At 69.5% G+C, this 21,930-nt stretch carries 21 protein-coding genes; 11 read left to right on the top strand and 10 right to left on the bottom strand.

The genetic code is table 11. The annotated features are described in order from the left end of the window. Positions 1-8 precede the first annotated feature (8 nt). The 8 genes from IE251_RS01735 to IE251_RS01700 are packed head-to-tail and all read right to left on the bottom strand — an operon-like array spanning position 9 to position 6,839. Positions 9-896, bottom strand: a complete 888-nt coding sequence (locus IE251_RS01735; protein ID WP_189751105.1) for a DUF5936 domain-containing protein — start codon at positions 894-896, stop codon at positions 9-11. Positions 897-908: 12 nt separating this feature from the next. Continuing rightward, positions 909-1,853, bottom strand: a complete 945-nt coding sequence (locus tag IE251_RS01730; RefSeq protein WP_189751104.1) for a type II secretion system F family protein — start codon at positions 1,851-1,853, stop codon at positions 909-911. A 10-nt stretch (positions 1,854-1,863) separates the two neighbouring features. Next, the gene (locus tag IE251_RS01725; RefSeq protein WP_189751103.1) at positions 1,864-3,201 is read right to left on the bottom strand and encodes a TadA family conjugal transfer-associated ATPase; all 1,338 of its coding nucleotides are present in this window, start codon (positions 3,199-3,201) and stop codon (positions 1,864-1,866) included. A 20-nt stretch (positions 3,202-3,221) separates the two neighbouring features. Then, positions 3,222-3,587: a TadE/TadG family type IV pilus assembly protein gene (locus tag IE251_RS01720; RefSeq protein WP_189751102.1), complete on the bottom strand. Its 366-nt coding sequence runs from the start codon at positions 3,585-3,587 to the stop codon at positions 3,222-3,224. A gap of 1 nt (position 3,588) precedes the next feature. Beyond that, the gene (locus IE251_RS01715) at positions 3,589-3,969 is read right to left on the bottom strand and encodes a pilus assembly protein (protein WP_189751101.1); all 381 of its coding nucleotides are present in this window, start codon (positions 3,967-3,969) and stop codon (positions 3,589-3,591) included. An 8-nt stretch (positions 3,970-3,977) separates the two neighbouring features. Further along, positions 3,978-5,213 carry a CpaE/TadZ family protein gene (locus IE251_RS01710; protein ID WP_189751100.1) on the bottom strand — a complete coding sequence of 412 codons (1,236 nt, stop codon included), beginning with the start codon at positions 5,211-5,213 and terminating at the stop codon, positions 3,978-3,980. A 9-nt stretch (positions 5,214-5,222) separates the two neighbouring features. Then, positions 5,223-5,927 carry a Flp pilus assembly protein CpaB gene (gene cpaB / locus IE251_RS01705; protein WP_189751099.1) on the bottom strand — a complete coding sequence of 235 codons (705 nt, stop codon included), beginning with the start codon at positions 5,925-5,927 and terminating at the stop codon, positions 5,223-5,225. A 57-nt stretch (positions 5,928-5,984) separates the two neighbouring features. Further along, positions 5,985-6,839, bottom strand: a complete 855-nt coding sequence (locus IE251_RS01700) for a hypothetical protein (RefSeq protein WP_373301957.1) — start codon at positions 6,837-6,839, stop codon at positions 5,985-5,987. 312 nt (positions 6,840-7,151) lie between these two features. Between IE251_RS01700 and IE251_RS01695 the strand changes: the two genes are divergently transcribed. From IE251_RS01695 to IE251_RS01660, 8 genes are all read left to right on the top strand, one after another. Beyond that, entirely contained in the window at positions 7,152-8,870 is a 1,719-nt protein-coding gene (locus IE251_RS01695; protein ID WP_189751097.1) for a chitinase, read from the top strand. A 140-nt stretch (positions 8,871-9,010) separates the two neighbouring features. Then, positions 9,011-9,493 carry a hypothetical protein gene (locus IE251_RS01690; RefSeq protein ID WP_373301956.1) on the top strand — a complete coding sequence of 161 codons (483 nt, stop codon included), beginning with the start codon at positions 9,011-9,013 and terminating at the stop codon, positions 9,491-9,493. Then, positions 9,490-10,137, top strand: a complete 648-nt coding sequence (locus tag IE251_RS01685; RefSeq protein ID WP_189751095.1) for a hypothetical protein — start codon at positions 9,490-9,492, stop codon at positions 10,135-10,137. The genes IE251_RS01690 and IE251_RS01685 overlap by 4 nt, the downstream gene beginning before the upstream one ends. Next, complete coding sequence (locus IE251_RS01680; RefSeq protein WP_189751094.1) at positions 10,137-14,762, top strand: putative T7SS-secreted protein; 4,626 nt, start codon at positions 10,137-10,139, stop codon at positions 14,760-14,762. The genes IE251_RS01685 and IE251_RS01680 overlap by 1 nt, the downstream gene beginning before the upstream one ends. Continuing rightward, a complete protein-coding gene (locus IE251_RS01675) occupies positions 14,762-15,181 on the top strand; it encodes a hypothetical protein (RefSeq protein ID WP_189751093.1) in 420 nt (139 codons plus the stop codon). The genes IE251_RS01680 and IE251_RS01675 overlap by 1 nt, the downstream gene beginning before the upstream one ends. A gap of 167 nt (positions 15,182-15,348) precedes the next feature. Beyond that, positions 15,349-15,711 (top strand): hypothetical protein, encoded by a 363-nt coding sequence (locus IE251_RS01670; protein ID WP_229896532.1) that lies wholly within the window; start codon positions 15,349-15,351, stop codon positions 15,709-15,711. A gap of 420 nt (positions 15,712-16,131) precedes the next feature. Next, complete coding sequence (locus IE251_RS01665) at positions 16,132-16,596, top strand: hypothetical protein (RefSeq protein ID WP_189751092.1); 465 nt, start codon at positions 16,132-16,134, stop codon at positions 16,594-16,596. A gap of 246 nt (positions 16,597-16,842) precedes the next feature. Beyond that, entirely contained in the window at positions 16,843-18,099 is a 1,257-nt protein-coding gene (locus tag IE251_RS01660; protein ID WP_189751091.1) for a DUF1266 domain-containing protein, read from the top strand. An 11-nt stretch (positions 18,100-18,110) separates the two neighbouring features. On the opposite strand, the gene IE251_RS01655 is transcribed toward IE251_RS01660, so the two are convergent. After that, positions 18,111-18,530: an ATP-binding protein gene (locus tag IE251_RS01655; protein WP_189751090.1), complete on the bottom strand. Its 420-nt coding sequence runs from the start codon at positions 18,528-18,530 to the stop codon at positions 18,111-18,113. A 192-nt stretch (positions 18,531-18,722) separates the two neighbouring features. Between IE251_RS01655 and IE251_RS01650 the strand changes: the two genes are divergently transcribed. The 3 genes from IE251_RS01650 to IE251_RS01640 all read left to right on the top strand — a co-directional run bounded on the left by IE251_RS01650 (position 18,723) and on the right by IE251_RS01640 (position 21,289). Next, entirely contained in the window at positions 18,723-19,574 is an 852-nt protein-coding gene (locus tag IE251_RS01650) for a DUF5753 domain-containing protein (RefSeq protein WP_189751089.1), read from the top strand. 8 nt (positions 19,575-19,582) lie between these two features. Continuing rightward, positions 19,583-19,780 (top strand): DUF397 domain-containing protein, encoded by a 198-nt coding sequence (locus tag IE251_RS01645; RefSeq protein ID WP_189751088.1) that lies wholly within the window; start codon positions 19,583-19,585, stop codon positions 19,778-19,780. 192 nt (positions 19,781-19,972) lie between these two features. Continuing rightward, entirely contained in the window at positions 19,973-21,289 is a 1,317-nt protein-coding gene (locus tag IE251_RS01640; protein ID WP_189751087.1) for a M14 family metallopeptidase, read from the top strand. Positions 21,290-21,292: 3 nt separating this feature from the next. Here the strand turns inward: IE251_RS01640 and IE251_RS01635 are convergent, their stop codons facing one another. After that, positions 21,293-21,907 carry a hypothetical protein gene (locus tag IE251_RS01635; protein ID WP_373301955.1) on the bottom strand — a complete coding sequence of 205 codons (615 nt, stop codon included), beginning with the start codon at positions 21,905-21,907 and terminating at the stop codon, positions 21,293-21,295. Between the last annotated feature and the right edge of the window lie 23 nt (positions 21,908-21,930).

The raw sequence follows: 21,930 nt of genomic DNA, 5'->3' as shown, positions 1-21,930 counted from the left end.
GTCCGTCCTCACTTCCCGGTGAGCGAGCCGAAGTCGACGCCGGAGCCGAGCAGCAGGCCCGCGCCCAGCAGCAGCATCGTCGCCGGGACCATGAACGTGGTGATCATCAGCGTGGCCTTGGGCACCGCCCGCGCGGCCTTGCGGCGGGCGTTCTGGGCGTCGGTGCGGCGCATGTCCTTGGCCAGGGAGACCAGGGTGTCCACGATGGGCGCGCCCAGCTCCTCGCCCTGCTGCAACGCGGTCACGAACATCGCCACCTGCTCGGAGTCGTTGCGCCGGCGCAGCTCCGCGAACGCCTGGCGGCGGCTCATGCCGAGGTCCATCTGGCGCAGGGTGATGCGCAGTTCGTCGGCCCAGGGGCCCTCGTAGCGGGCGGCGACCCGGTCCAGGGCCTGCCGGAAGCCGAGGCCCGCGCTGACCACCACGGCCAGCACGTCCAGGAAGTCGGGCAGGGTGCGTTCGATGACCTGCCTGCGGACCCGGATCGCCGACCAGAGGCCGACCTCGGTCCACAGCGCCCCGAAGGCCAGCAGGAGCAGCGCCACGAACCACTGGCCGCGCAGCAGGAAGACCAGGAAGCCGACGGCGCCCAGCGCGCCGTAGACCGCGCGGCGGGCCGCGTAGCGGTCGATGGTCAGGCCGCCGGGGTTGCCGGCGAGGTCGATCCTGCGGCGGTAGCGGGCGACCAGCCGGGGGCCCATCAGGCGCAGCACCAGCGGCGCCCAGCGCATGCCGAGGCGGTCGACGACCGAGCCGACCACGCCGGTTCGGGTGGCGCCGACCTCCAGGGCGACGGCGAGGTCGGCGGGGAGCCGGGCGTCCGCGCGGTACATGCGCAGGCCGGCGAAGACGCCCCAGACGCCGGCGCCCATCAGCAGGGCAAGCAGGAACTCCACGGGTCACCTCCCTCAGACGTCGATCCGGCTGAGCCGGCGGATCAGGACGAAGCCGACGGCGTACATGACGAACGCGACGAGCACGCAGACCTGGCCGGCCGGGGAGCCGGTCATGCGGTCGAGCGCGCCGTCCTTGACGCCGTTCATCAGGAACAACGCGCCGACCCCGAGAACGGGTACGGCGTACGAGGTCATGATCACCTGGGAGAGCTGGGTGCGGATCTCGCGCCGGGTCTCCTTGCGCTCCTCCAGCGTCTCGGTCAGGTTGCGCAGCGCCGAGACCACCTGCCCGCCCGCCCGGTTGGACAGCACCAGCGTGGTGACCAGCACGACGAGTTCCCGGGAGGGCAGCCGGTCGGCCAGCTCGCCGAGGGCGTCGTCCAGGGAGTGGCCGACGGCCAACTGGTCGGCGACCTTGCCCAGTTCCTCGCCGGCCGGGGCCTCCAGCTCCTCCGCGGCCATGCCGATCGCGGTGCGCAGGGCGAGGCCGGCGTGGGTGGCGTTGGCCAGGATGCGGGCCAGTTCGGGGAGTTGGCCGATGAAGCGTTCGATCCGCTTCTGCCGCTGCCAGTTGAGGAACTGCAGGGCCGCCCCGACGCCGAGGAGCCCGGCGATCGGGCCGAAGAACGGCGCCAGGGTGGCCTGGCCGATCAGCCACAGCGCGGCGACGGCGGCGAGCATGGCGGCGAAGAACTCGCCGGGGGTGACGCTCAGCCCGGTCGCCGCCAGGCGCCGCTCCAGCCAGCGGCCGAACCGGGTGCGGCGCAGCCGCCGGTCCAGGGCGACGAAGCGGCGTCCGCGGCCGGTCGCGGGGGGCGCCCCGGTGTGCGCGAGCCGGTCGACGAGGGCGGCGCGCCGGGCCCGGCCCGAGGCGTAGGCGTGCACGCCGGCCACGGCCAGGACGCAGGCCAGCAGGGTCGCGCCGGTGATGAGCTGGGCGAGGGTGCTCGGTGACATGGTGGGGGTCCTACCTGGCTTCTCGGGTGGCGAGCTGGTCGGCGGAGCGGGCCACGCCGAAGGCCTGCGGGACGGGCTGGCTCGCCATGTAGAGGCGGTCGGCGGTGCGGCGCGGGAGCGGGAGGTGCCGGAAGGCGCCGTGGACCCGGCCGTCCGGGGTCATCGGCCGGGCCTCGAAGCGGGCGACGGTGGCCAGCCGGTACGGCTCCCCGCCGTGGCTGTCGAGCAGCGCGATCTCGGTGATGCGGCGGGCGCCGTCGGCGAACCGGGTGAGCTGGACGATGACGTCGACGGCGCTGTTGATCTGGTCGTGCAGGGCGACGAAGGGGACCTCGACGTCGGACATGGAGGCGAGGGTCTGGAGCCGGGTGAGGGCGTCCTCGGCGCTGTTGGCGTGCACGGTGGCCAGCGAGCCGTCGTGGCCGGTGGACATGGCCTGGAGCATGTCGAGGGACTCGCCGCCGCGGACCTCGCCGACCACGATCCGGTCGGGCCGCATGCGCAGCGAGTTGCGGACCAGGTCGCGGATGGTGACCTCGCCCTTGCCCTCCACGTTCGGCGGGCGGGACTCCAGGCGGACCACATGGCTCTGCTGGAGCTGGAGTTCGGCGGAGTCCTCGATGGTGATGATGCGTTCGTGCGGCGGGATCAGCCCGGACAGGGCGTTCAGCAGGGTGGTCTTGCCGGTGCCGGTGGCGCCCGAGACGATGATGTTGAACTTGGCCTGCACCAGGCCGGCCAGCAGGTACACCATGTGCTCGTCCAGCGAGCCGAAGCCGATCAGCTCCTGGAGGGTGAAGGAGCGCGGGAAGCGGCGGATGGTGAGCACCGGGCCGGTCAGGGACAGCGGCGGGATGATGACGTTGACCCGCTCGCCGGAGGGCAGCCGGGCGTCCACCATCGGGTTGGACTCGTCCACCCGGCGGTTGACCGTCGAGACGATCCGCTCGATGGTCTGCATCAGCTGGTCGGCGGAGACGAACCGCAGCGGCAGCTGCTCGACCCGGCCGCCGCGCTCCACGAAGATCGCGTCGGGGCCGTTGACCATGATCTCGGTGATGGACGCGTCCTCCAGGAGGGGTTCCAGGATGCCGAGGCCCAGCGCCTCGTCCACCACCCGGCGGATCAGCTGGGCGCGTTCGACGGTGGACAGGACCGGTCCCTCGCGGCTGATGATGTGCCCGAGCACCCGCTCCAGGCGCGCCCGGCGTTCGGCGGCGGCCAGCGCGCTCATCTCCGCGAGGTCGATCTCCTCCAGCAGCTTCGCCCGGTAGGAGGCGACCAGGCGTCCGTCCTCGCCCCGGCTGCCGTGCTCCTCCGGAGCGCTGATGCGTGCCCGCAGGCTCATGGGTCTGTCGCCTCCTTTTGTCAGTGGTCGAGCGGCATGGTCGCGGACTTGGTGGCGTCGCCCAGGTCCCACACGAGGGCGGGGATGCGGACGGTGGCGGTGACGGTCACCGTGTCGTCGCCTTCGGCGGCCGAGCAGGACACGTCCAGCACGCCGCTCACCGCGTCGGCGCAGGCCTGGGTGTAGGACCGGTCCAGGGACGCGGCCCGGGCTCCGGCCCGGGCCGCCGTACCGGCCTGTTCGGCGGCGTAGGCGACGGCACCGAGCTGGAGGCCGGCCAGCCCGACTATCAGCAGGACGGGGATGAACCCGAGGTATTCGAGGGCGACTTGACCTCTGTCTTGCCCCCGGTCCTGCCCCCGGTCGCGTGCTCGGCGGTACGCCATCTCAGCGTGTCACCTCCTCCACGGCCCCGGCGTGGCCGTGCACGGTGGCGGGGAAGGAGATCACGCCCGGGAAGAGGACCGGGACCTTCACGGAGACGTCGGCGGTGACGTAGCCGGAGGTGCCGCACCGCACCGACGCGCCCCCGCGCCACGCCCCCGACAGGTGTCTCAGCCCGGCCTCGGCACAGGCGGCCTGCCGGGCGCCGCCCCGGGGTGCCGCCGTGGCGGCCCGCACCGCCTCGTCGGCGGCGTTCCCGGCGAGCGTGAAGGTGTAGCCCACCAGCACGGCCTGCCACATCAGCACCAGCGTCAGCAGGATCAGCGGGGTCATGCCGAGTAACTCGACGCTGACCTGTCCCCGGTCCCCGTCCGGTCTCCCCATGGCGCCGCTCATTCCTTCCGCCGCCTGAAGCCCACCGCCGCCCGGCCGGTCCCCCGGTGGGAGGGCTGCTGTCCCGCCTCGGCCAGCCCCAGCTCCGCCGCGAGCGCCCACAGCGCCTGCCTCACCGTGCTCCTGCCGTCGAGTTCGTGCAGCCGTCCGGCGTCCACGACGCCTTGCAGCTCCTTGTAGGCCGCGGGTACGGCGGTCCGGGCGAGCGCGGTGCCGGTGATGCGCTGCACCAGCGCGGGCTGGATCTCCGTACCGCGCGTGTGCCGGTTGACGACGACCGTGGTCTCCTCGGCCTTGCGGATCTGGAGCCGGTCCCACATCCGTACGGTGCGTTTGGCGGCGCGTACGGCGATCACGTCCGGGGTGGTGACCAGCAGCGCGGTGTCGGCGGTCTCGACGGCCGCCGCGCCGGCCCCGCTCAGCTGGGCGCCGCAGTCCACGACGACGGCCTCGTAGCGCGAGCGCAGGGCGCCGACCAGCTGCCGGGCGGCCCGCTCGGTGACCTCCTCGCCGCGTTCGCCCTCGGCGGGCGCGAGGAGCAGGGCGAGCCCGGTGTCGTGGCGGAAGACGGCGTCGGCGAGGACGCGCGGCGAGATGTCGGTGATGGCGGCGAGGTCGGCCACCGAGCGGCGGAACTGGACGTCCAGGTAGGAGGCGATGTCACCGCTCTGCAGATCCAGGTCGACCAGCGCGGTGGCGCGGCCGGAGGCCTGGGCGGCGAGGGCCAGCTGAACCGCGGTCAGCGTGGCGCCGACACCGCCCTTGGCGCCGCTGACCGTGACGACGCTGCCCCCGGGCCCGGCCGGCGTCTCGGCCCCGTGCCCGAGGTGGCGTCGTACCCCCGCCGACCACTGGGCGACGGCCTGCACGCGGCCGGCCAGTTCCTCGTACGACAGCGGGAGCCCGACCAGGCCGCGGGCGCCGGAGTCCATGGCGGCGGCGAACAGGCCGGGGCTCGCGTCGCTGGTGACGAGGACGACACCGGCGGCCGGGAAGCGCAGGGCGACCTCGCGGATCAGTTCCAGGGCCGGTACGGGGCCGATGCGTTCGTGGACGACGACGACCTCGGGCAGCTCCTCGACCGACTCGGCGGCCAGCCGGGCGAGGGTGTCCACCAGCTGGGTGGAGTCGGTGACCGGGGGCTGCGGTTCGGCGTCGGGGAGCTGGCTGAGCAGGGTGGTGAGGGAGCGGACGGCGTCCGGGTCCGCGCCGGCCGGGAGGATCCTGGTGGGCATGGCCGCCTCTCACTTGTCCGTCGCGAGTTCGTAGGTGCGGTCCTGGTCGGGGACGCTGGTCTCGCTGCCGGGGGCCACGAGCGCGAGCCGGACGCGCTGGGCGAAGGACTCGGCGTAGGTGAGGCGCTGGGCGTCGAGGGTGGACAGCGCGAAGGTGATGGGGACGGCGTCGGTGGGCCGGCGGCGGCCGTCGTCGTCGGGGTCGAGGACGGTGATCCGGCCGACGTCGAGGACCCGCGCGTTGGTGACGATGATCTTCGACTGGTCGGGGTCGCCCTCCTTGCGTCCCTCGAAGGTGGCGTAGACGTTGACGCGCGAGCCCGGGGTGATCTTCCCGGCCACTCCGGTCGCCGCGTCGATCATGATGGCGACCTCCTGCTGGCCGGGCTGGAGGGCGGGCCGGTCCACGATCATGTCGGTCTGGAGCAGGGAGCCCGCGCGCAGGGTGGTCACGGCGATCTTGCCGCGTATCTGCGCCAGGTCGGTGACGGCGTTGCCGGACAGCCACCGCCTGGGCATCTCGACCTTCTCGAACTGGTCCGCGTCCAGGGTGGTGTACGGCCTCACCTCGGACCTGACCCGGTAGGCGGTGGTCTCGGGCCCGACCTTGGTGTTCACGTCGTGGACGAAGGAGAGCACGCCGGCGAACGCGCCCAGAGCGCACAGGGCCGACAGGATCAGCAGTAAGACGCCGCGGCGCTGACGGGAGTTCATGGACCGTGCAACCTCATTGGGGGGATCGGTCGAGCGGGACGGGTCGGTTCGCGCAGGTCAGGCGGGCGTTCGCGATTCCAGGGCGCGGGGTGGGGCGGGGGCTTCGCAGGTGGCGCGGCAGAAGACGCAGCGGTCGCCGATGACGTCGAGGCCGCACCAGTGGCAGCGGGTCTGCCGTACGGAGGTGACCAGTTGGTAGAGGACGGACAGGTCGGCGAGGTAGCCGCAGAACTCGACCAGGCGGCCGGTCCCCCACCACACCGGGGACTCGGCGGGCAGCGTGGCCTCGCGCAGTCCGTGCACCCCCCACCGGGTGCCGAGGCCGGCGACCCAGTCGCTGTGCGACTGCCCCTTGGCGACCAGCATCCAGGTGCCGAACTCCGGCCCCTTCAGGTCGGCTTCGGGGCCGACCCGGACCACCTGCGGTTCGGGGTGGGCGAGGACGGCGAACTGGCTGCCGGGCACCCATGACCTGGCGTGCGCCTTCAGCCCGACCGGGACCCGGTCCAGCCGGGCGACCGAGCCGAGGACGGCGCCCGCGTGGATGTAGTGGGTGAGCAGCCGGCCGGCGGAGGCGAGCACGCCCGGGCTCAGATCGCAGGAGGCGAGCTGGCGCAGCTGCCGGGCCAGGACGGCGACGCCGAGCGGGGGCAGGGCGGGCCGGAACAGGGCGATGCGGTCGCTCTCCAGCAGCGCGCGCAGGGTGTGCAGCCGCCGGACGACCGGCTCCGGGGTGGCCTCGGAACAGACGACGACCACGTATCCGTGCTGCTCGGTGAGCCGGTGGAGTCCGGCGAGGCCCTCGTCCAGCGGCCCGCGGTCGAGTCCGGTCAGCACGACGGCGGGTACGGTCCGCTCGTCCTGCGCCGGCAGCGCCATGTCGGCGCTGGTCACGGCAATGGCTGTTGGCACGCGCAGCTCTCCGCTCTTCACATCCGTCGGCCCACCGGGGTCACTCCGGTGCGCCGGGACGACTTCATTGCGTGACTACCCGAGCACTGTATCCACGGCCGTATGACCGGGAGAACAGCGTGAGTGAAGCCGGTGGGGAACTCTCCCGCCGCAAGCCCCGCCAAACCAGGACAGGTTGAGCCGCCGGCTCGAAACGTTTCCGGTCTGGACCTCTTGACACCCTCGATTGGTCTGGACCAACTTGTAGGGCGAGCGGTGGCCACCGTCCTCTCTCCCCTTCTCTCCCCGTCCGACTCCCCACCGGAGGCTTCAGTGGACCGCGCACCAGGCATACCCAGACCCACCGGACGGCGCCTTGCGGCATGGTCCGCCGCCACCGCCCTGGCCCTCACGGTCGCGGGCCTCGCCGCGGCCTCCCCCGCCTCGGCGGCGGACGTGAACAACGTGCGGAACGCGGGCTTCGAGTCGGGCCTCGCCGACTGGACGTGTACGGCCGGCAGCGGCACGACGGTCACGTCCCCCGTGCACGGCGGCACCGGCGCCCTGAAGGCGACCCCGGCCGGCCAGGACACCGCCAAGTGCTCCCAGACGGTCGCGGTCAAGCCCAACTCGACGTACACGCTGAGCGCGTGGGTCCAGGGCGGCTACACCTACCTCGGCGTGACGGGCACGGGCACCACGGACGTCTCCACCTGGACCCCCGACACACCGTCCTGGAAGCAGCTCCAGACGACGTTCACCACCGGCTCCTCCACCACCTCGGTCACGGTCTACACCCACGGCTGGTACGGGCAGGCGGCCTACTACGCCGACGACCTCTCCGTCTACGGACCCGACGGCGGCGGGAGCGGCAACCCGAACCCGACGGTCCCGGCGGCCCCGTCCGGCCTCGCCGTGTCGTCCTCGACGTCCTCCTCGGTCTCCCTGTCGTGGTCGGCGGTGTCCGGTGCGACGGGCTACAACGTCTACCGCGACGGCACGAAGGTCACGGCGGTGTCGGGCACGTCGGCGACGGTGACCGGCCTCGCGGCCTCCACGTCGTACTCCTTCCAGGTGACGGCGACCAACGCGGCGGGCGAGTCGGCGAAGTCGGCCACGGTGACCGGCACGACGACCACCGGCTCCGGCGGCGGGGGCGGCGGCTCCCTGCCCAAGCACGCGGTGACCGGCTACTGGCAGAACTTCAACAACGGGGCCACGGTCCAGAAGCTGTCGGACGTCCCGTCGGCCTACGACATCATCGCGGTGTCCTTCGCGGACGCCACGTCCACGCCGGGAGCGGTGACCTTCAACCTGGACTCGGCCGGCCTCGGCGGCTACACGGTCGACCAGTTCAAGGCGGACATCAAGGCCAAGCAGGCGGCCGGCAAGAAGGTCATCATCTCGGTCGGCGGCGAGAAGGGCTCGGTGTCGGTCAGCGACGCGAACTCGGCGGCGAACTTCGCGAACTCCGTGTACGGCCTGATGCAGACGTACGGCTTCGACGGCGTCGACATCGACCTGGAGAACGGCCTGAACGCGACGTACATGACGCAGGCCCTGCGCTCCCTGTCGGCGAAGGCGGGCCCCTCGCTGATCATCACGATGGCCCCGCAGACGATCGACATGCAGTCGACGTCGAACTCGTACTTCCAGACGGCCCTGAACGTCAAGGACATCCTGACGGTCGTCAACATGCAGTACTACAACAGCGGTTCGATGCTGGGCTGTGACGGCAAGGTCTACAGCCAGGGCACGGTCGACTTCCTCACCGCGCTGGCCTGCATCCAGCTGGAAGGCGGCCTGTCCCCGTCCCAGGTCGGCCTCGGCCTCCCGGCCTCCACCCGCGCGGCGGGCGGCGGCTATGTCTCCCCGACGGTCGTCAACAACGCCCTGGACTGCCTGACGAAGGCCGCCAACTGCGGCACCTTCAAGCCGTCCAAGACCTACCCCGACCTGCGCGGCGCGATGACCTGGTCCACCAACTGGGACGCGGCCTCGGGCAACGCCTGGTCCAACAGCGTGGGAGCCCACGTCCACGCCCTCCCGTAACCGACCCCGTCCCCTCCCCCGGCGCCCGGACCACCCCACGGTCCGGGCGCCGTCGCGTACGCGCCCCGGGTTGGCCGGACTCGCTCCCTCGGCCGGCTGTCGCGTTGAACCCGCCGACAGGGGGTGTGATGATCCCGGCCATGGCCGAACACGGGGGAAAGACCGGCTCGGCGGGGCGGGCGCGCCGGTCACGGTTGTACGACTACGCGGACGCGCCCGAGCCCGGCCGGCAAGGGGCTGCCGACCGCGTTGTGCGCGGCAGGCGCGAGTTCGCGGTCCTGCTGGGTGAGTTCCGGCGTACGGCGGTGCTCGTGCCGGTGGATGAGGGCGAGGCGCCTTTGACGGCGGATTTCGGCGGCGTGCGCTGGATCTACGCCTTCTCCGACGAGGGCGCGTTGGCGCGTTTCGCGGTGGCGCGGGGTGAGGGCGCGCGTGAGTGGACTTATCAGCGGTGGCTGGGGGCGCGGTTGCTGGACGCGGCGGTACCGGCGGTGGGGGTGCCGTGCGGGGTGGCGCTGGACTGTGCGGACGGCGAGGACGGGATGCTCTTTCCTCCGGTGCGGGGGGTCGTGCCGGATGCGGTGGCGGTGGACGTCGACGGCGGGACGGGGGACGTGCGGTGAGCGGGGACGGCGGCAAGGACCTGACGACGCAGGGGCTGGGCCTGATCGCGAAGGGGCTGACCGAGGCGTTGGGGGAGCTGAAGGAACTGGGCATGGACGGCCGGGCGGGAGCCGGCCGGGGTTTCGGTGATATCGCCTTGTCGGGTCTGGAGCTGGGCCATCAGGGCCTGACGGATGAGTTCAAGTCGTTCTGTGAGCGCTGGGAGTGGGGGGTCCGGGCGCTGGTGATCGAGGGGAACAGCTTCGCGGCGCGGACGGGCCTGGCGGCGGGCACGTACTACGAGACGGACCAGTACGTGAAGGGTGCCTTCAAGGTCGCCGGGAACGCGGTGGTGGGCGATCCCTACGCCTCCGAGGAGGAGGTGCAGAAGAGGAGCTGGGGCCAGATCGTGGACTCCGGTTCGGGTGTGGATTACAGCGAGGAGTCGTTCCGGCAGGCGTGGGCGAACAGCCGGCAGGGCTGGAAGGACGCCTCGTACGAGGTGCTGGCCTCGGACGACATCGCCCTGCCGGGCCTGGACCGGGAAGAGGTCCAGGAGAGGTTCGGTGTCTCGGGCGAGCGGTACGAGGAGATGCTGGCCGAGACCTTCGACCCGTCCCCCGAGGCCCGCGCCCGGACGGCCGGCCAGGACGGTGAGGGCTGATGGGCCTGGGAAACATCACCAACAAGCTCCTCAGCGGCGGTGAGCACCTGGTCGACGGCGGCAAGAAGCTGCTGGGCAAGGGTGTCGACTACACCACGGACAAGATCGGTGAGGGCCTGGACCGGCTCGGGGTGCACGAGTGGGCCGATGTGGTGGAGGACTGGGGGGACGGGGTCGCCTCCGATCTGGGAGCGACCCCGGGTGAGCAGCAGCTCGGTGAGAGTGAGGAGGCGAACGAGCTCGTCCACGGCAGCCCGGCGAAGATCCGCGAGGCCGCGAAGCATCTGCGGGACTTCCATGGTGCGTTCGACCGGGTCGGGCAGGGGCTGAGGAAGGTCGACTCCTCCGGCTGGAGGGGTGAGGGCGGGGACGCGTTCCGCAGGAAGTTCGGTGTGCATCCCGCCAAGTGGGCCCAGGCGGCCGAGGCATGTGAAGCGGCGGCAGAGGCGCTGGAGACGTACGCCGACACGGTGACGTGGGCGCAAGGGCAGGCCGAGGAGGCCGTTCGCCTGTACCGCGAGGGGGTGAAGGCGTCCAAGGAGGCGTACGAGGCGCACAAGAAGAGGGTCGCCGCCTACAACGAGAAGGCGGAGGCGGGTGAGGATCCCGGTCCCCGGCCGGGCGAGTTCCAGGACCCGGGCAAGGCCGATGTGCAGGCCGCGCTGCACCAGCTGGCCCGGGCCCGCGAGCAGCGCAACACCGCCGCCACCGAGGCGCAGGCCAAGGTCCGCTCGGCCCTGGCACACGCACCGGCCGAGCCCCCGCCGCTGGAGCGCCTGAAGACCGAGGTGGTGGACGGTTCGGTGGCCGCGAGCCTGGAACTGTCCCACTTCGCCGGGGGCATGATCAAGGGCACGGCCGGCCTGGTCACCTTCGTCCGCGGCGTGAATCCCCTCGATCCCTACAACCTCACCCACCCCGCCGCGTACCTGCAGAACGTCAGCATGACGCTCTCCGGCCTGGTCACCACCGCCGCCCATCCGGACCAGGCGGCGAAGGCCATGTGGGACAGCTTCCGCAAGGACCCCGCCGAGTTCCTCGGCCGTCTCGTACCCGAACTCGTCGGGAGCAAGGGCGCGGGACTGGCCCGGGGCGGACTGCGGCTCGGGCTGAAGAAGGGTATGGAGGAGGCCGCGGAGCAGGGGGCGCGCAAGGGTGCCCGGAACGCGGTCGAGGAGGGCGCGGAGGACGTCTCCCGGCGCCCGGCCGACAAGGTCTGCGAGAAGGATCCCGTCGACGTCGCCACCGGCCGGATGGTGCTGCCGCAGAACGACGTCTCGCTCCCCGGCGTCCTGCCCCTCGTCGTCAAGCGTCAGTTCGAGTCGTCGTACCGGCTCGGTGGCTGGTTCGGCCCGACCTGGTCCTCCACGCTCGACCAGCGCCTGGAGATCGACGCGGAGGGTGTCGTCTTCGTCGGCGAGGACGGGGTGACGCTCGCCTATCCGCATCCCGCCCCGGGCGTGCCGACCCTGCCCGGCCACGGCCCGCGCTGGCCCCTGGACCGGGTGGACGACGGCTACACCCTCACCGACCCCGAGTCGGGCCGGGTACGGCACTTCGCCGACCGCTCCGAGGACCTGGCGGTCCTGGAACAGCTGGACGACCGCAACGGCAACTGGATCACCTTCGAGTACGACACCGAGGGCACCCCGCTGGCGATCGCCTCCTCGGCCGGTCACCGGCTGCTGCTGTCGACCGCGGACGGCAGAATCACCGCGCTGCGCCTGGCGGGCGCGGCAGCCGACGGCACCGACCAGGAACTCGTCCGCTACGGCTACACCGACGGCCACCTCACCGAGGTCGTCAACTCCACGGGCCGCCCCACCGTCTTCGGCTACGACGACCAGGGCCGCCTCACCTCCTGGACGGACACCAACGACAGCCACTTCACCTACGCCTACGACGACCGGGACCGCTGCACCCACCAGTCCGGCGCCGCAGGCCACCTGGCCTCCGCCTTCACCTACTCGCCCGTGGACCCCGACACCGGCGAACACACCACGACCATCACCGACTCACACGGCCTCACCACCCACTACCTGATCAACCACCGCTGCCAAGTGATCGCCGAGACCGACCCACTCGGCGCGACCACCCGCTACACCCGCGACCGCTACAACCGCCTGCTGTCCACAACGGACCCGTTGGGCAACACGACGGCGTTCGAGTACGACGAGACGGGCAACCTCACGCGGGTGGTCCGCCCGGACGGCCGCGAGACGAGGGCCGAGTACGACACCCTCGGCCTGCCGGTGAAGGTGGTGAACCCGGACGGCACGGTGATCCACCAGACCTACGACGATCGGGGCAACCGCACGTCGGTGACGGACCCGGCCGGCCAGACGACCCGCTTCACCTACACGGAGGCGGGCCACCTGACGTCGGTGACGGACCCGTTAGGCAACACCACCACGGTCGTCTGCGACCGCGCGGGCCTCCCGGTCCAGGTGTCGGACCCGCTGGGAGCCACCACCTGCTACGAACGCAACGCCCTAGGCTTACCGACCGCCATCACGGACCCACTCGGTGGTGTCTTCCACCTGGAGTGGTCGGTCGAGGGACGGCTGACCCGCCGCACGGCCCCCGACGGCACGACGGAGACGTGGACGTACGACGGCGAGGGCAACTGCACCAGCCACACCGACCCCCTCGGCGGGGTCACCCGCTTCGAGTACACCCACTTCGACCTGTTGACGGCCCGCACGGGCCCCGACGGCGTCCGCTACGAATTCACCCACGACACCGAACTACGCCTGACCAAGGTCACCAACCCCCAGGGCCTGACGTGGGAGTACGCCTACGACCCGGCTGGCCACCTGATCCGGGAAACGGACTTCGACAACCGCACCCTGACGTACGAGTACGACGCGGCAGGCCGCTTGGCGACACGACGGAACGCCCTCGGCGGGGAGACGACGTTCGACCGCAACGCCCTCGGCCAGGTGCTCCGCAAGACCACACCGGACGGACCCACGACGTATGCCTACGACCTGACCGACCGACTCGCCCACGCGACCGGCCCCGACGGCACCACCCTCACCCTGCTCCGCGACCGCCACGGCAACCTGCGCTCGGAAACGGTGAACGGCCGCACGGTGACGTACACGTACGACACCCTGGGCCGCCGTACCAGCCGGGTGACCCCAACCGGGGCGGTGACGACGTGGTCGTACGACGAGGCAGGCCGCCGCACGGGCATGACGGCATCGGGCCACCCGATCGATTTCACCTACGACGAGGCCGGGCACGAACTGAAGCGCCTGATCGGTGACACGATCACCCTGGAGCACGCCTACGACACCATGGGCCGCCTGACGACCCAGTCGGTGACCGGCGCCGCAGGTCGCAGGGTCCAGCACCGGTCGTACACCTACCGGGCCGACGGCAACCTGACCGCCATCGAGAACGAGTTGTCCGGCTCCCGCCGCTTCGACCTGGACGCCTCCGGCAGGGTGACGGCGGTCCACGCGGCCGGCTGGACGGAACGCTACGCCTACGACGAGGCAGGCAACCAGACCGAAGCCGCCTGGCCGACGACCCACCCGGGAGCAGAGTCGACGGGCCCCCGCACCTACACAGGCACCCGCATCACCCAGGCAGGCAACGTCCGCTACGAACACGACGCCCTCGGCCGCATCACCCTCCGCCAGAAAACCCGCCTCTCGCGCAAGCCGGACACCTGGCACTACGAATGGGACGCGGAGGACCGCCTGACCTCGGTGGTCACCCCGGACGGCACCCGCTGGCGCTACACCTACGACCCCCTGGGCCGCCGCACAGCCAAGCTCCGCCTGGCGGAGGACGGCGAAACGGTCGTGGAACGGGTGGACTTCACCTGGGACGGCACCACCCTCTGCGAACAAACGACAAGGTCCGAGGCTTTCCCCCACCCGATCACCGTGACCTGGGACCACCAGGGCCTCCGCCCCCTCGCCCAAACGGAACGCATCACAGCGGCGGAAGCCCCCCAGCAGGAGATCGACTCCCGCTTCTTCGCCATCGTCACCGACCTGGTCGGCACCCCGACCGAGCTGCTGGACGACCAGGGCGAGATCGCCTGGCACACCCGAAGCACCCTGTGGGGCACAACGGCGTGGTCGACAAACAGCACGACCTACACCCCCCTACGCTTCCCAGGCCAGTACTACGACCCGGAAACGGGCCTGCACTACAACTACTTCCGCCACTACGACCCCGAAACAGCCCGCTACTTAGCATCCGACCCCCTCGGCCTCACCCCCGCGCCCAACCCCGCGACGTATGTCGACAATCCCCACACCTGGGCCGACCCCCTGGGACTCTCCCCCTGTCCTCCGGAACAGAAGGTTGTCCAGACCCGCGAGGTCGTCGCCCCAAAGCCCCTTAAACCACACGAGGTGTTGGACGAGTGGGATAAATTCCTGGGCGAGGGCCCTTATACGAACATCCATCCGCGTACTGGATTACCGGATCCGGACCGCCTCGTCTCCGCCGACGGCCGGCGCAGCATTCGACTTGGTTCACACGAGATGAACAGCAAACCCACCAAGTTCCACTTCCACATGGAAACCTGGACTTTCGAATCACCCACTAACACATGGATCGTGGACAACACCATGGTCCGAGTACCACTAGGACTGAAGTAGTGCGCATTGAGATTATGGACCTATTGCCAGGCACGGAGACCGGCAAAGGCCCCCTCGTGGCCTTCAGGGGAACGTCGGGGCAGGCGTGGGGCCAGTGGTGTGGATCGGAGATTCCGCAGGTGGGTGATCTTGTGGATGTCGAGTTCGATGCCCCGGAAGAGATCACCCAGTGGACCACTGCAGACGGACCGACCATGATGACATCGGATTTTCCGACTTCACCAGTACGGATCAGAGGTGTTGTGGCCTCTGTAGCCGAGGACTCCGTGGTGGCTCTCCGAGTCGACACCGACATTGTACTTGTGGAATTCGAGAACTCGATGAACTCCGTCCAGTCCCACCAGGCCGAGGAGCCGAGAGTCGGCGACTGCATCGAATTCACGACTCCTCGGATTGATCTCTACCCTTACTCGGTCTGAACTTTTCCCTCCGCCGAGTGCCTCTCAATAGAAGGTTCGATACGAATACCGGGATGCAGTGCTACCCAGAGTCAATCAGTAGCCGACAACCCTTCTCCATCCGGGTTCTGTCTGTGCCGTCCCGTTCCGGAGCCGCAGCGGGTGAGAGTGCCATTGGACACATCACGGTGGGCGACTTCGAGGAAAGCTTTCCGATAGACCTGACCTATTGGGACGTGGAGCAATACCAGACCAGTTGGGCACACTGCCTGAGGGTTCTTGAAGGTGAACGCAACGCTACATCGTGCCTCATTTCATCCATCCCGGATCCGACACACGGCAACTTCATCACCTGTTGGCCCCTCTACAGGTTCGGGGAGACCATCTTCATCCAGAACTCGATCATTTTTCTGGAAGACTTATCGGAAGTTTTCAACCCCGCCGAGCCTTGGCGTTCCGTGGAACCAAGATCCATAGTCGACGAAGAGGGGAACTTGATATCCGAATGGCAGACGACCATCGGTGAGATCAGGAGATTCCTCTACATCTGACCCCGCCAATCAGTCGCGTCATGAAATGGCTGGCTCAATACCGTTGACTCACGCCACGGAGTAACTCATGCTCTGGCGCTTTGTGGACAGGAACAGCGTCGACTGATCACTCAAGACATCGGGCTCCATTGGCTGCTTCCCGTCGCTTTGGACTGCCTGCGCGAAACAGCACCACAGGAAGCGGCGGTCGGCTGGTATGACGACGACTCGCTCTCGGCGGTGCTGCCATGTCGTTTGGACTGCCACCTGGCCGTTTCCCTCCTAGTCGGCGTTCCCGCCTGGACTCTTCCGTCGGCGATCGAGCAGGCCTGGACGAAACCGAGGCGCGGGATGATGATCCCGGCCATGGCCAACCAGGGGAAAGACCGACACACGGTACCTCATAGACAAACAGGCGTACTCACTCAACCGAGACAAAGCATGGATCGCGAAAACCAACTCTTTGAGGCATGGCGAAAAGCCCACAGTTACAGGACTGTCAGCCCCGGAGAAGCAAATCAACTGTTCGACTATCTGAGCAGCCTTCCATGGGGTGCCAGCGGGGTTGACTGGGACAAGACGCCCGGCCTTCGCATTCCGTTTGGTGACGACGATCCTCAGCCGCGATGGACCGGCAATTTTTCCGACACTCCCCTAGGGGGTCATGAATTCATCATGGTTGCCTACGCGCCAGGAAAAATTGCCCTCCTGGCCGACAGGGATGAGGTGCTGGCCGACCTCGATCTCCTCTACGCACAAGCGCCGGGGGTTCGGTACTTTTGTGGCGCCGATATCAATCAGGATACTGTCACCGTGGCGGTGGAACACTTTGCGGAATTTTCCGACAGCGGCGTCATCGTGCACCTCCCGGAGCATCGGCGGAGGCGGTTCCGTTGTCGCAACTGAAACGTGGTGACGTCCTCAAAGGCGTCGTTGCCGAGATGGAAAGTTTTTTGGCGTCTATGTTGATCTGGACGGATGCAGGGGCCTAGTCACATTGATTGAGCTCTCGTGGAGGTCAAGGGAGTGAATACTGGGTCCGGGAGGAAGAGTTCTTCCATGATGGCTCCTGACAGAGACAGGCACCTCGTCGGTCGGGACTGGCCAGTACCCTAAGTTCGCCACAGCTGGAACGAGGAGCGGAAGGGTTTCATGTCGTTCGGGCCGCCACCTGCCGGGTTCCCTGCTGTCGCCGCTCCCGCCTGGACTCCCCCGTCCGAGATCGAGCAGGCCCTGTTCGAGGCCAAGGGGCGGGGGGACTGGGTCGCGTACTTCGGCACGCTTGCTCAGGCGCGGTTGTTCTTCGAGATAGAGAAGGGCGGGGCGGATGCCACGCCCAGGGTTACGTACGCCGTGTTCGGGTATGACCCGCGCGTCGCCGGGGGGCGGATCTGGGCCGTGTACACCGAGGGCATGCTGCCCGCCCCGGAGCCCCACCGGGTGTTCGACTGGAACCGCCTGGAGTGGTTCGCCAAGGTGTGGCAGCCGACCGATCCGCCGGTGATCGTCGTCAATCCGGGCAGCCCCTGCGAGGCGTTCCTGCCGTCCGCCCCGCCGCATTCCGCGGCTTGGGCGCAGTACGGGGAACAGGCCCCGCCGCGGGACCAGTCGATGCGGCTGCGGACCCTCCGCGTCGGCGGCCCCCTGCATGGTCCGGTCGCCCACGGACTCGCCTGTGGTGCTCTCCTCTGCGTCAACAACGGCTCTTTCTGGAACGGCATGGCCTGGCACGGCACCGGTTATCCGAACGAGCGGAAGCGGTTGAACGAGTGGTGGGGCATCACCACCCGCGAGCAGTGGCAGTACTACCTCCGCGACCTCCTCGCCTGCGAACAGCACAGCTCCGTCTGGGACTTCGCCCTCGGCCTGCGCCGCACCATCGCCCGCGACTTCGGCGGCCACGTCGATGTCGGCTATTGGCGCCAGGCCGCCGCCAACGTCATCCGCGCCAGGTCCGAGGGGTCGGTCGTGGTCGGAGAGGACGGGGTCACCAAGACCGAACCCCGGCCCACCTCCGAGGTCGAGGCCCACATCGAGGGCGTACAGCGACTCATCGGGCGCATCACCCGCTACGAGGCCCGGATGCGCGCCGACGGTGTGCTCGACGGCAACCAGTACGTCTCGTCCGTCGACGCCTGGGATCTCGGCCGCGCCTCGAAGATGGCCCGGTGGGGGCTCGGAGCCCGCTTCGGCACGCTCAAGGAGGCCGAGGCCGCCGTCCTCCAGGCCGGCCGGGCCGCCGCCCTGTCCTACAAGTCCTGGCAGGACTTCTCCGCCGGCTACATCCTCGGCCGCTGCCTCCACTTCGACGACGAGGAGTTCGGGGACTGGTACCAGGACATGGTCTCGGCGCATCGCATTCTGATGTCCGACCCCGGCAGCCCGTGGCTCACGATTCCGTTCCGCTGACGGTCATCCGCTCAGCAGGCGGGCAACTCGCACCACACGTACTTCCCCCGGTCCCCGAACCTCGCCGACGGCTGCCACCCCCAGTACTCCGCGCACGCCACGACCAACCCCAGCCCCCGCCCCTCCTCCGCCTCCAGCGCCCGCCCCAACGGCACCGGCGGCTCGGGCGGTTCCGGGTCCGTGTCCCACGCCCCGATCCACACCAGCCCCTCCGCCGACCTCCGCACCCGCAATGCCGCCGGCCCCTTCGTATGCCGTACCGCGTTCGACACCAACTCCGTCGCCAGCAGCTCCGCCGTGTCCGCGAGCGCCGTCAACTCGTGCATCGCCAGGATCACCCGCAGGGTCCGGCGGCACACGGTCACGGCTCTGAGGTCGTTGGGGATGTAGAGCGTGTAGTCCCATGTCTCGGTTGTCCCGGTTTCGGGCATGCCTCATCAACTCCAGCAAGGAGAAGGGGAAGTCGAGCGCGGTGGCTTTGCCGCAGGCGTCAGGGCAGGACGATGCGGTGCGCTTCCGCAGCGTGCTCGTTACGTCACCGACGGTAGGGCATAATTTTCATTCGCTGCAAGCGGGTCGCGTAACGTCGACCCCGAACGAGTCACCTCACCAGAGAGGACGACGTGCCTGCACGACGGAACCCCACAGCGCGCCAAGTGCGCCTGGGCACCGAACTGCGGAGGCTTCGCGAGGCCGCCGGCCTCAAGGCGACGGCGGCAGCGGCCCTGCTGGGCGCGAACTCCGTGCAGATGAGCCAGATAGAGTCCGGGATCGCGGGAGTGAGCGAGCAGCGTGTGCGGCGGCTGGCCGCCAACTACGCCTGTACGGACGACGCGTTGATCAACGCCCTGACCGCCATGGCAACGGACCGTACGCGTGGCTGGTGGGAGGAGTACCGGGGCGTCCTCCCCGCTGCCTACCAGGATCTCGCCGAGCTGGACCACCATGCGCGGTTCCGCAAGGAAGTGGCGGTCATCCACGTACCAGGTCTTCTTCAGACGGAGGACTACGCCCGGGCACTCTTCGCCTACATGAACCCGGAGTTCCCGGACAGCGAGGTGGCTCTGCGCGTGGAGCACCGGATGAAGCGGAGAGCCGTCATCGACGGCCCGGACCCGACCCCGTACGAGACCGTGATCCATGAAGCGGCGCTCCGTATCAGGGTGGCCGGACGCGCCGCCTCCCGGGCCCAGCTCGGCCGCATTCTGGAGGTGTCCGAGGCGGACCACGTCACCGTGCGGGTCATCCCCTTCGCGCTGGACGACTTCGCGGGCGCCGGAAGCACCATGGTGCACCTGGGCGGGGCGGTTCCCCGGCTGGACACCGTCGTACGGGATGCTCCGCACGGCACGGCGTTCATCGACTCCGAAGCGCAGTTGGAGCACTTTCGCAAGCTCTTCCGTAGGGTGAGGGAAGAGGCGCTGTCCCCCGAACGGTCGCGCGACCTCATCCACCAGTTGGCGAAGGAGCTGTGAGGACCGGCATGACCACCTCCCCCTTGTGGAAGAAGTCGTCCTTCTCCGGCGGAGGCGAGGGCAACGACTGCGTCGAAGTCGCCCACTCCCACCCCCACATATCCATCCGCGACTCCAAAGCCCCCACCCGAGCCACCCTCACCTTCCCGGCCACCGCCTTCGTCCGCTTCATCGAGTCCCTGAAGGTCCGCGCCTCCAGGGACTGAGAAGCCCCGGCCGGTTTCCGTCACGCACTCGTCCGTGTACTTGACCTGTGCATGCCCGGCCCCCACCATGAGCGCCAACCCGCACAGCGAGACCACAGCGAACCCACAGGGAGTCCCACGAACGGCCCCCCGCAAGGTTCGTGACCGCACGTCGCACGGGAACACCCACTCCAACCCCCACAGGGAGCGTTCATGCGACTTCGCAGACGGACCGGCGCGCTCGGCGCGCTGCTGGCCCTCGCGCTCGCCGCGCCGGTGTCCGCCGGGCTCGACCAGGCCGGCGCCGACAGTGTGCGCAGGGTCCGAGCGGCCGACGACGACATTCGGCAGTACGAGATCCATCAGCGCACCACACCCGTGACCCGTACGGCCATCCAGTCCGCCGGTGTGACCGTCGACGAGGCCGACGAGGAGAGCGTCGTCGTCTCCGGGCGGGCGGAGCAGGCCGAGAAGCTGCGCCGGATGGGGTATGACGTCCAGCCCATGGGGGCCGCTCCCCAGCGCGGGCAGGCCCGGCTCTACGACTTTCCCAGCGCCGACGCGAAGTACCACAACTACGCGGAGGCGAACGCCGAGATCGATCAGCGGCTCGCCGCCTACCCGGGCATCATGAACAAGCGGGTGATCGGGAAGTCGTACCAGGGGCGGGACATCGTCGCCATCAAGGTCAGCGACAACGTCGGCACCGACGAGAACGAGCCCGAGGTGCTGTTCACCGCGCACCAGCACGCCCGGGAGCACCTCACCGTGGAGATGGCCCTGTATCTGCTGCGCGAACTCGGCGCGGGGTACGGGTCCGACTCCCGGATCACCAACCTCGTCAACAGCCGTGAGATCTGGATCGTGCCCGATCTGAACCCGGACGGCGGCGAGTACGACATCGCCAGCGGGTCGTACCGGTCGTGGCGGAAGAACCGGCAGCCCAACTCCGGCTCCACGAACGTGGGGACGGACCTGAACAGGAACTGGAACTACAAGTGGGGCTGCTGCGGCGGGTCCTCGGGGTCCACGTCCTCCGAGACCTACCGCGGGTCCGCCGCCGAGTCCGCGCCCGAGGTGAAGGTCGTCGCCGACTTCGTACGCGGCCGGGTCGTCGGCGGCAAGCAGCAGATCACGGCCGGGATCGACTTCCACACCTACAGCGAGCTGGTGTTGTGGCCGTTCGGGTGGACCTACGCGGACACCGCCACGGGGATGACCGCCGACGACGCCGCCGCGTTCCAGGCCGTCGGGCGGAAGATGGCCGCCAGCAACGGCTACACCGCCGAGCAGTCCAGCGACCTGTACATCACGGACGGGACGATCGACGACTACCTGTGGGGTACGCAGAAGATCTTCAGCTACACCTTCGAGATGTACCCGACGTCGTCGTCCGGGGGCGGGTTCTACCCGCCCGACGAAGTCATCGAGCGGGAGACCTCCCGGAACAAGGACGCCGTGTTGCAGCTGCTGGAGAACGCCGACTGTATGTACCGGTCGATCGGCAAGGCCGCCCAGTACTGCTCCTAGCGGCTACGCCTCCTCGAAGTAGGCGTCGAGCACCGCGTCCAGCTGCTCGTCCCACTCCTTGAAGCGCGCCCTGGCCGTCGCCTCGATCTCGATCGGGAACCAGCGGCGGTCAGGGGTGTGCACAGTGACGGTGTACCGCTTGCCGAAGCGGGCCGTCTCCGTCTCCACCGCGGCGATCTCGTCCCAGCGGAACTCGCAGGCCTCCTCGTCCAGGCTGAGGCGGACGCCCCTGCGGTCGGCCACGATCCGCGCCCGGCGGTCCGCCGCCTCGAAGACCGGCCCGTCGGCCGCCGATTCGCCGGAAGGTTCCTCGGCGGGCTCCCCGGCGAGTTCTCCGGCAGGTTCTCCGGCGGATTCCTCGCGGGCCTCCTCGAGGACTTCCTCGGTGTCCGCCGGCGCCACCTCGTCCTGCGGCCCCGACGGCTCCTTGGACACCGGTCCCGCCTCGGTCGGCGTCGGACCCGTGATCCCCGGGACGAAGGCCGGGTCGAAACCGGCACCCAACACCGGCTCGGCCTTCAACGGCCCGCCCGGCAACGGCTCGGCCTTCACCGGCTCCGCCTTCAACGGCTCCGCGGCCCCGGTCGGCTTGCTGCTCGATCCTATGCGCTGCTCCACGGCGGCAGTATGGACGACTTCCC

The organism is Streptomyces eurythermus (assembly GCF_014649115.1).
GTDB lineage: Bacteria > Actinomycetota > Actinomycetes > Streptomycetales > Streptomycetaceae > Streptomyces > Streptomyces eurythermus.
Note: the sequence above shows the minus strand (reverse complement) of the source record. Positions and strands in the feature narration are given on the sequence as shown.

Coding starts and splice junctions, on each gene's coding strand:
- IE251_RS01730 (WP_189751104.1), bottom strand. CDS start 1,853: ATGTCACCGAGCACCCTCGCCCAGCTCATCACCGGCGCGACCCTGCTG.
- IE251_RS01725 (WP_189751103.1), bottom strand. CDS start 3,201: ATGAGCCTGCGGGCACGCATCAGCGCTCCGGAGGAGCACGGCAGCCGG.
- IE251_RS01720 (WP_189751102.1), bottom strand. CDS start 3,587: ATGGCGTACCGCCGAGCACGCGACCGGGGGCAGGACCGGGGGCAAGAC.
- IE251_RS01715 (WP_189751101.1), bottom strand. CDS start 3,969: ATGGGGAGACCGGACGGGGACCGGGGACAGGTCAGCGTCGAGTTACTC.
- IE251_RS01710 (WP_189751100.1), bottom strand. CDS start 5,213: ATGCCCACCAGGATCCTCCCGGCCGGCGCGGACCCGGACGCCGTCCGC.
- cpaB (WP_189751099.1), bottom strand. CDS start 5,927: ATGAACTCCCGTCAGCGCCGCGGCGTCTTACTGCTGATCCTGTCGGCC.
- IE251_RS01690 (WP_373301956.1), top strand. CDS start 9,011: ATGGCCGAACACGGGGGAAAGACCGGCTCGGCGGGGCGGGCGCGCCGG.
- IE251_RS01680 (WP_189751094.1), top strand. CDS start 10,137: ATGGGCCTGGGAAACATCACCAACAAGCTCCTCAGCGGCGGTGAGCAC.
- IE251_RS01665 (WP_189751092.1), top strand. CDS start 16,132: ATGGATCGCGAAAACCAACTCTTTGAGGCATGGCGAAAAGCCCACAGT.
- IE251_RS01660 (WP_189751091.1), top strand. CDS start 16,843: ATGTCGTTCGGGCCGCCACCTGCCGGGTTCCCTGCTGTCGCCGCTCCC.
- IE251_RS01655 (WP_189751090.1), bottom strand. CDS start 18,530: ATGCCCGAAACCGGGACAACCGAGACATGGGACTACACGCTCTACATC.
- IE251_RS01645 (WP_189751088.1), top strand. CDS start 19,583: ATGACCACCTCCCCCTTGTGGAAGAAGTCGTCCTTCTCCGGCGGAGGC.
- IE251_RS01640 (WP_189751087.1), top strand. CDS start 19,973: ATGCGACTTCGCAGACGGACCGGCGCGCTCGGCGCGCTGCTGGCCCTC.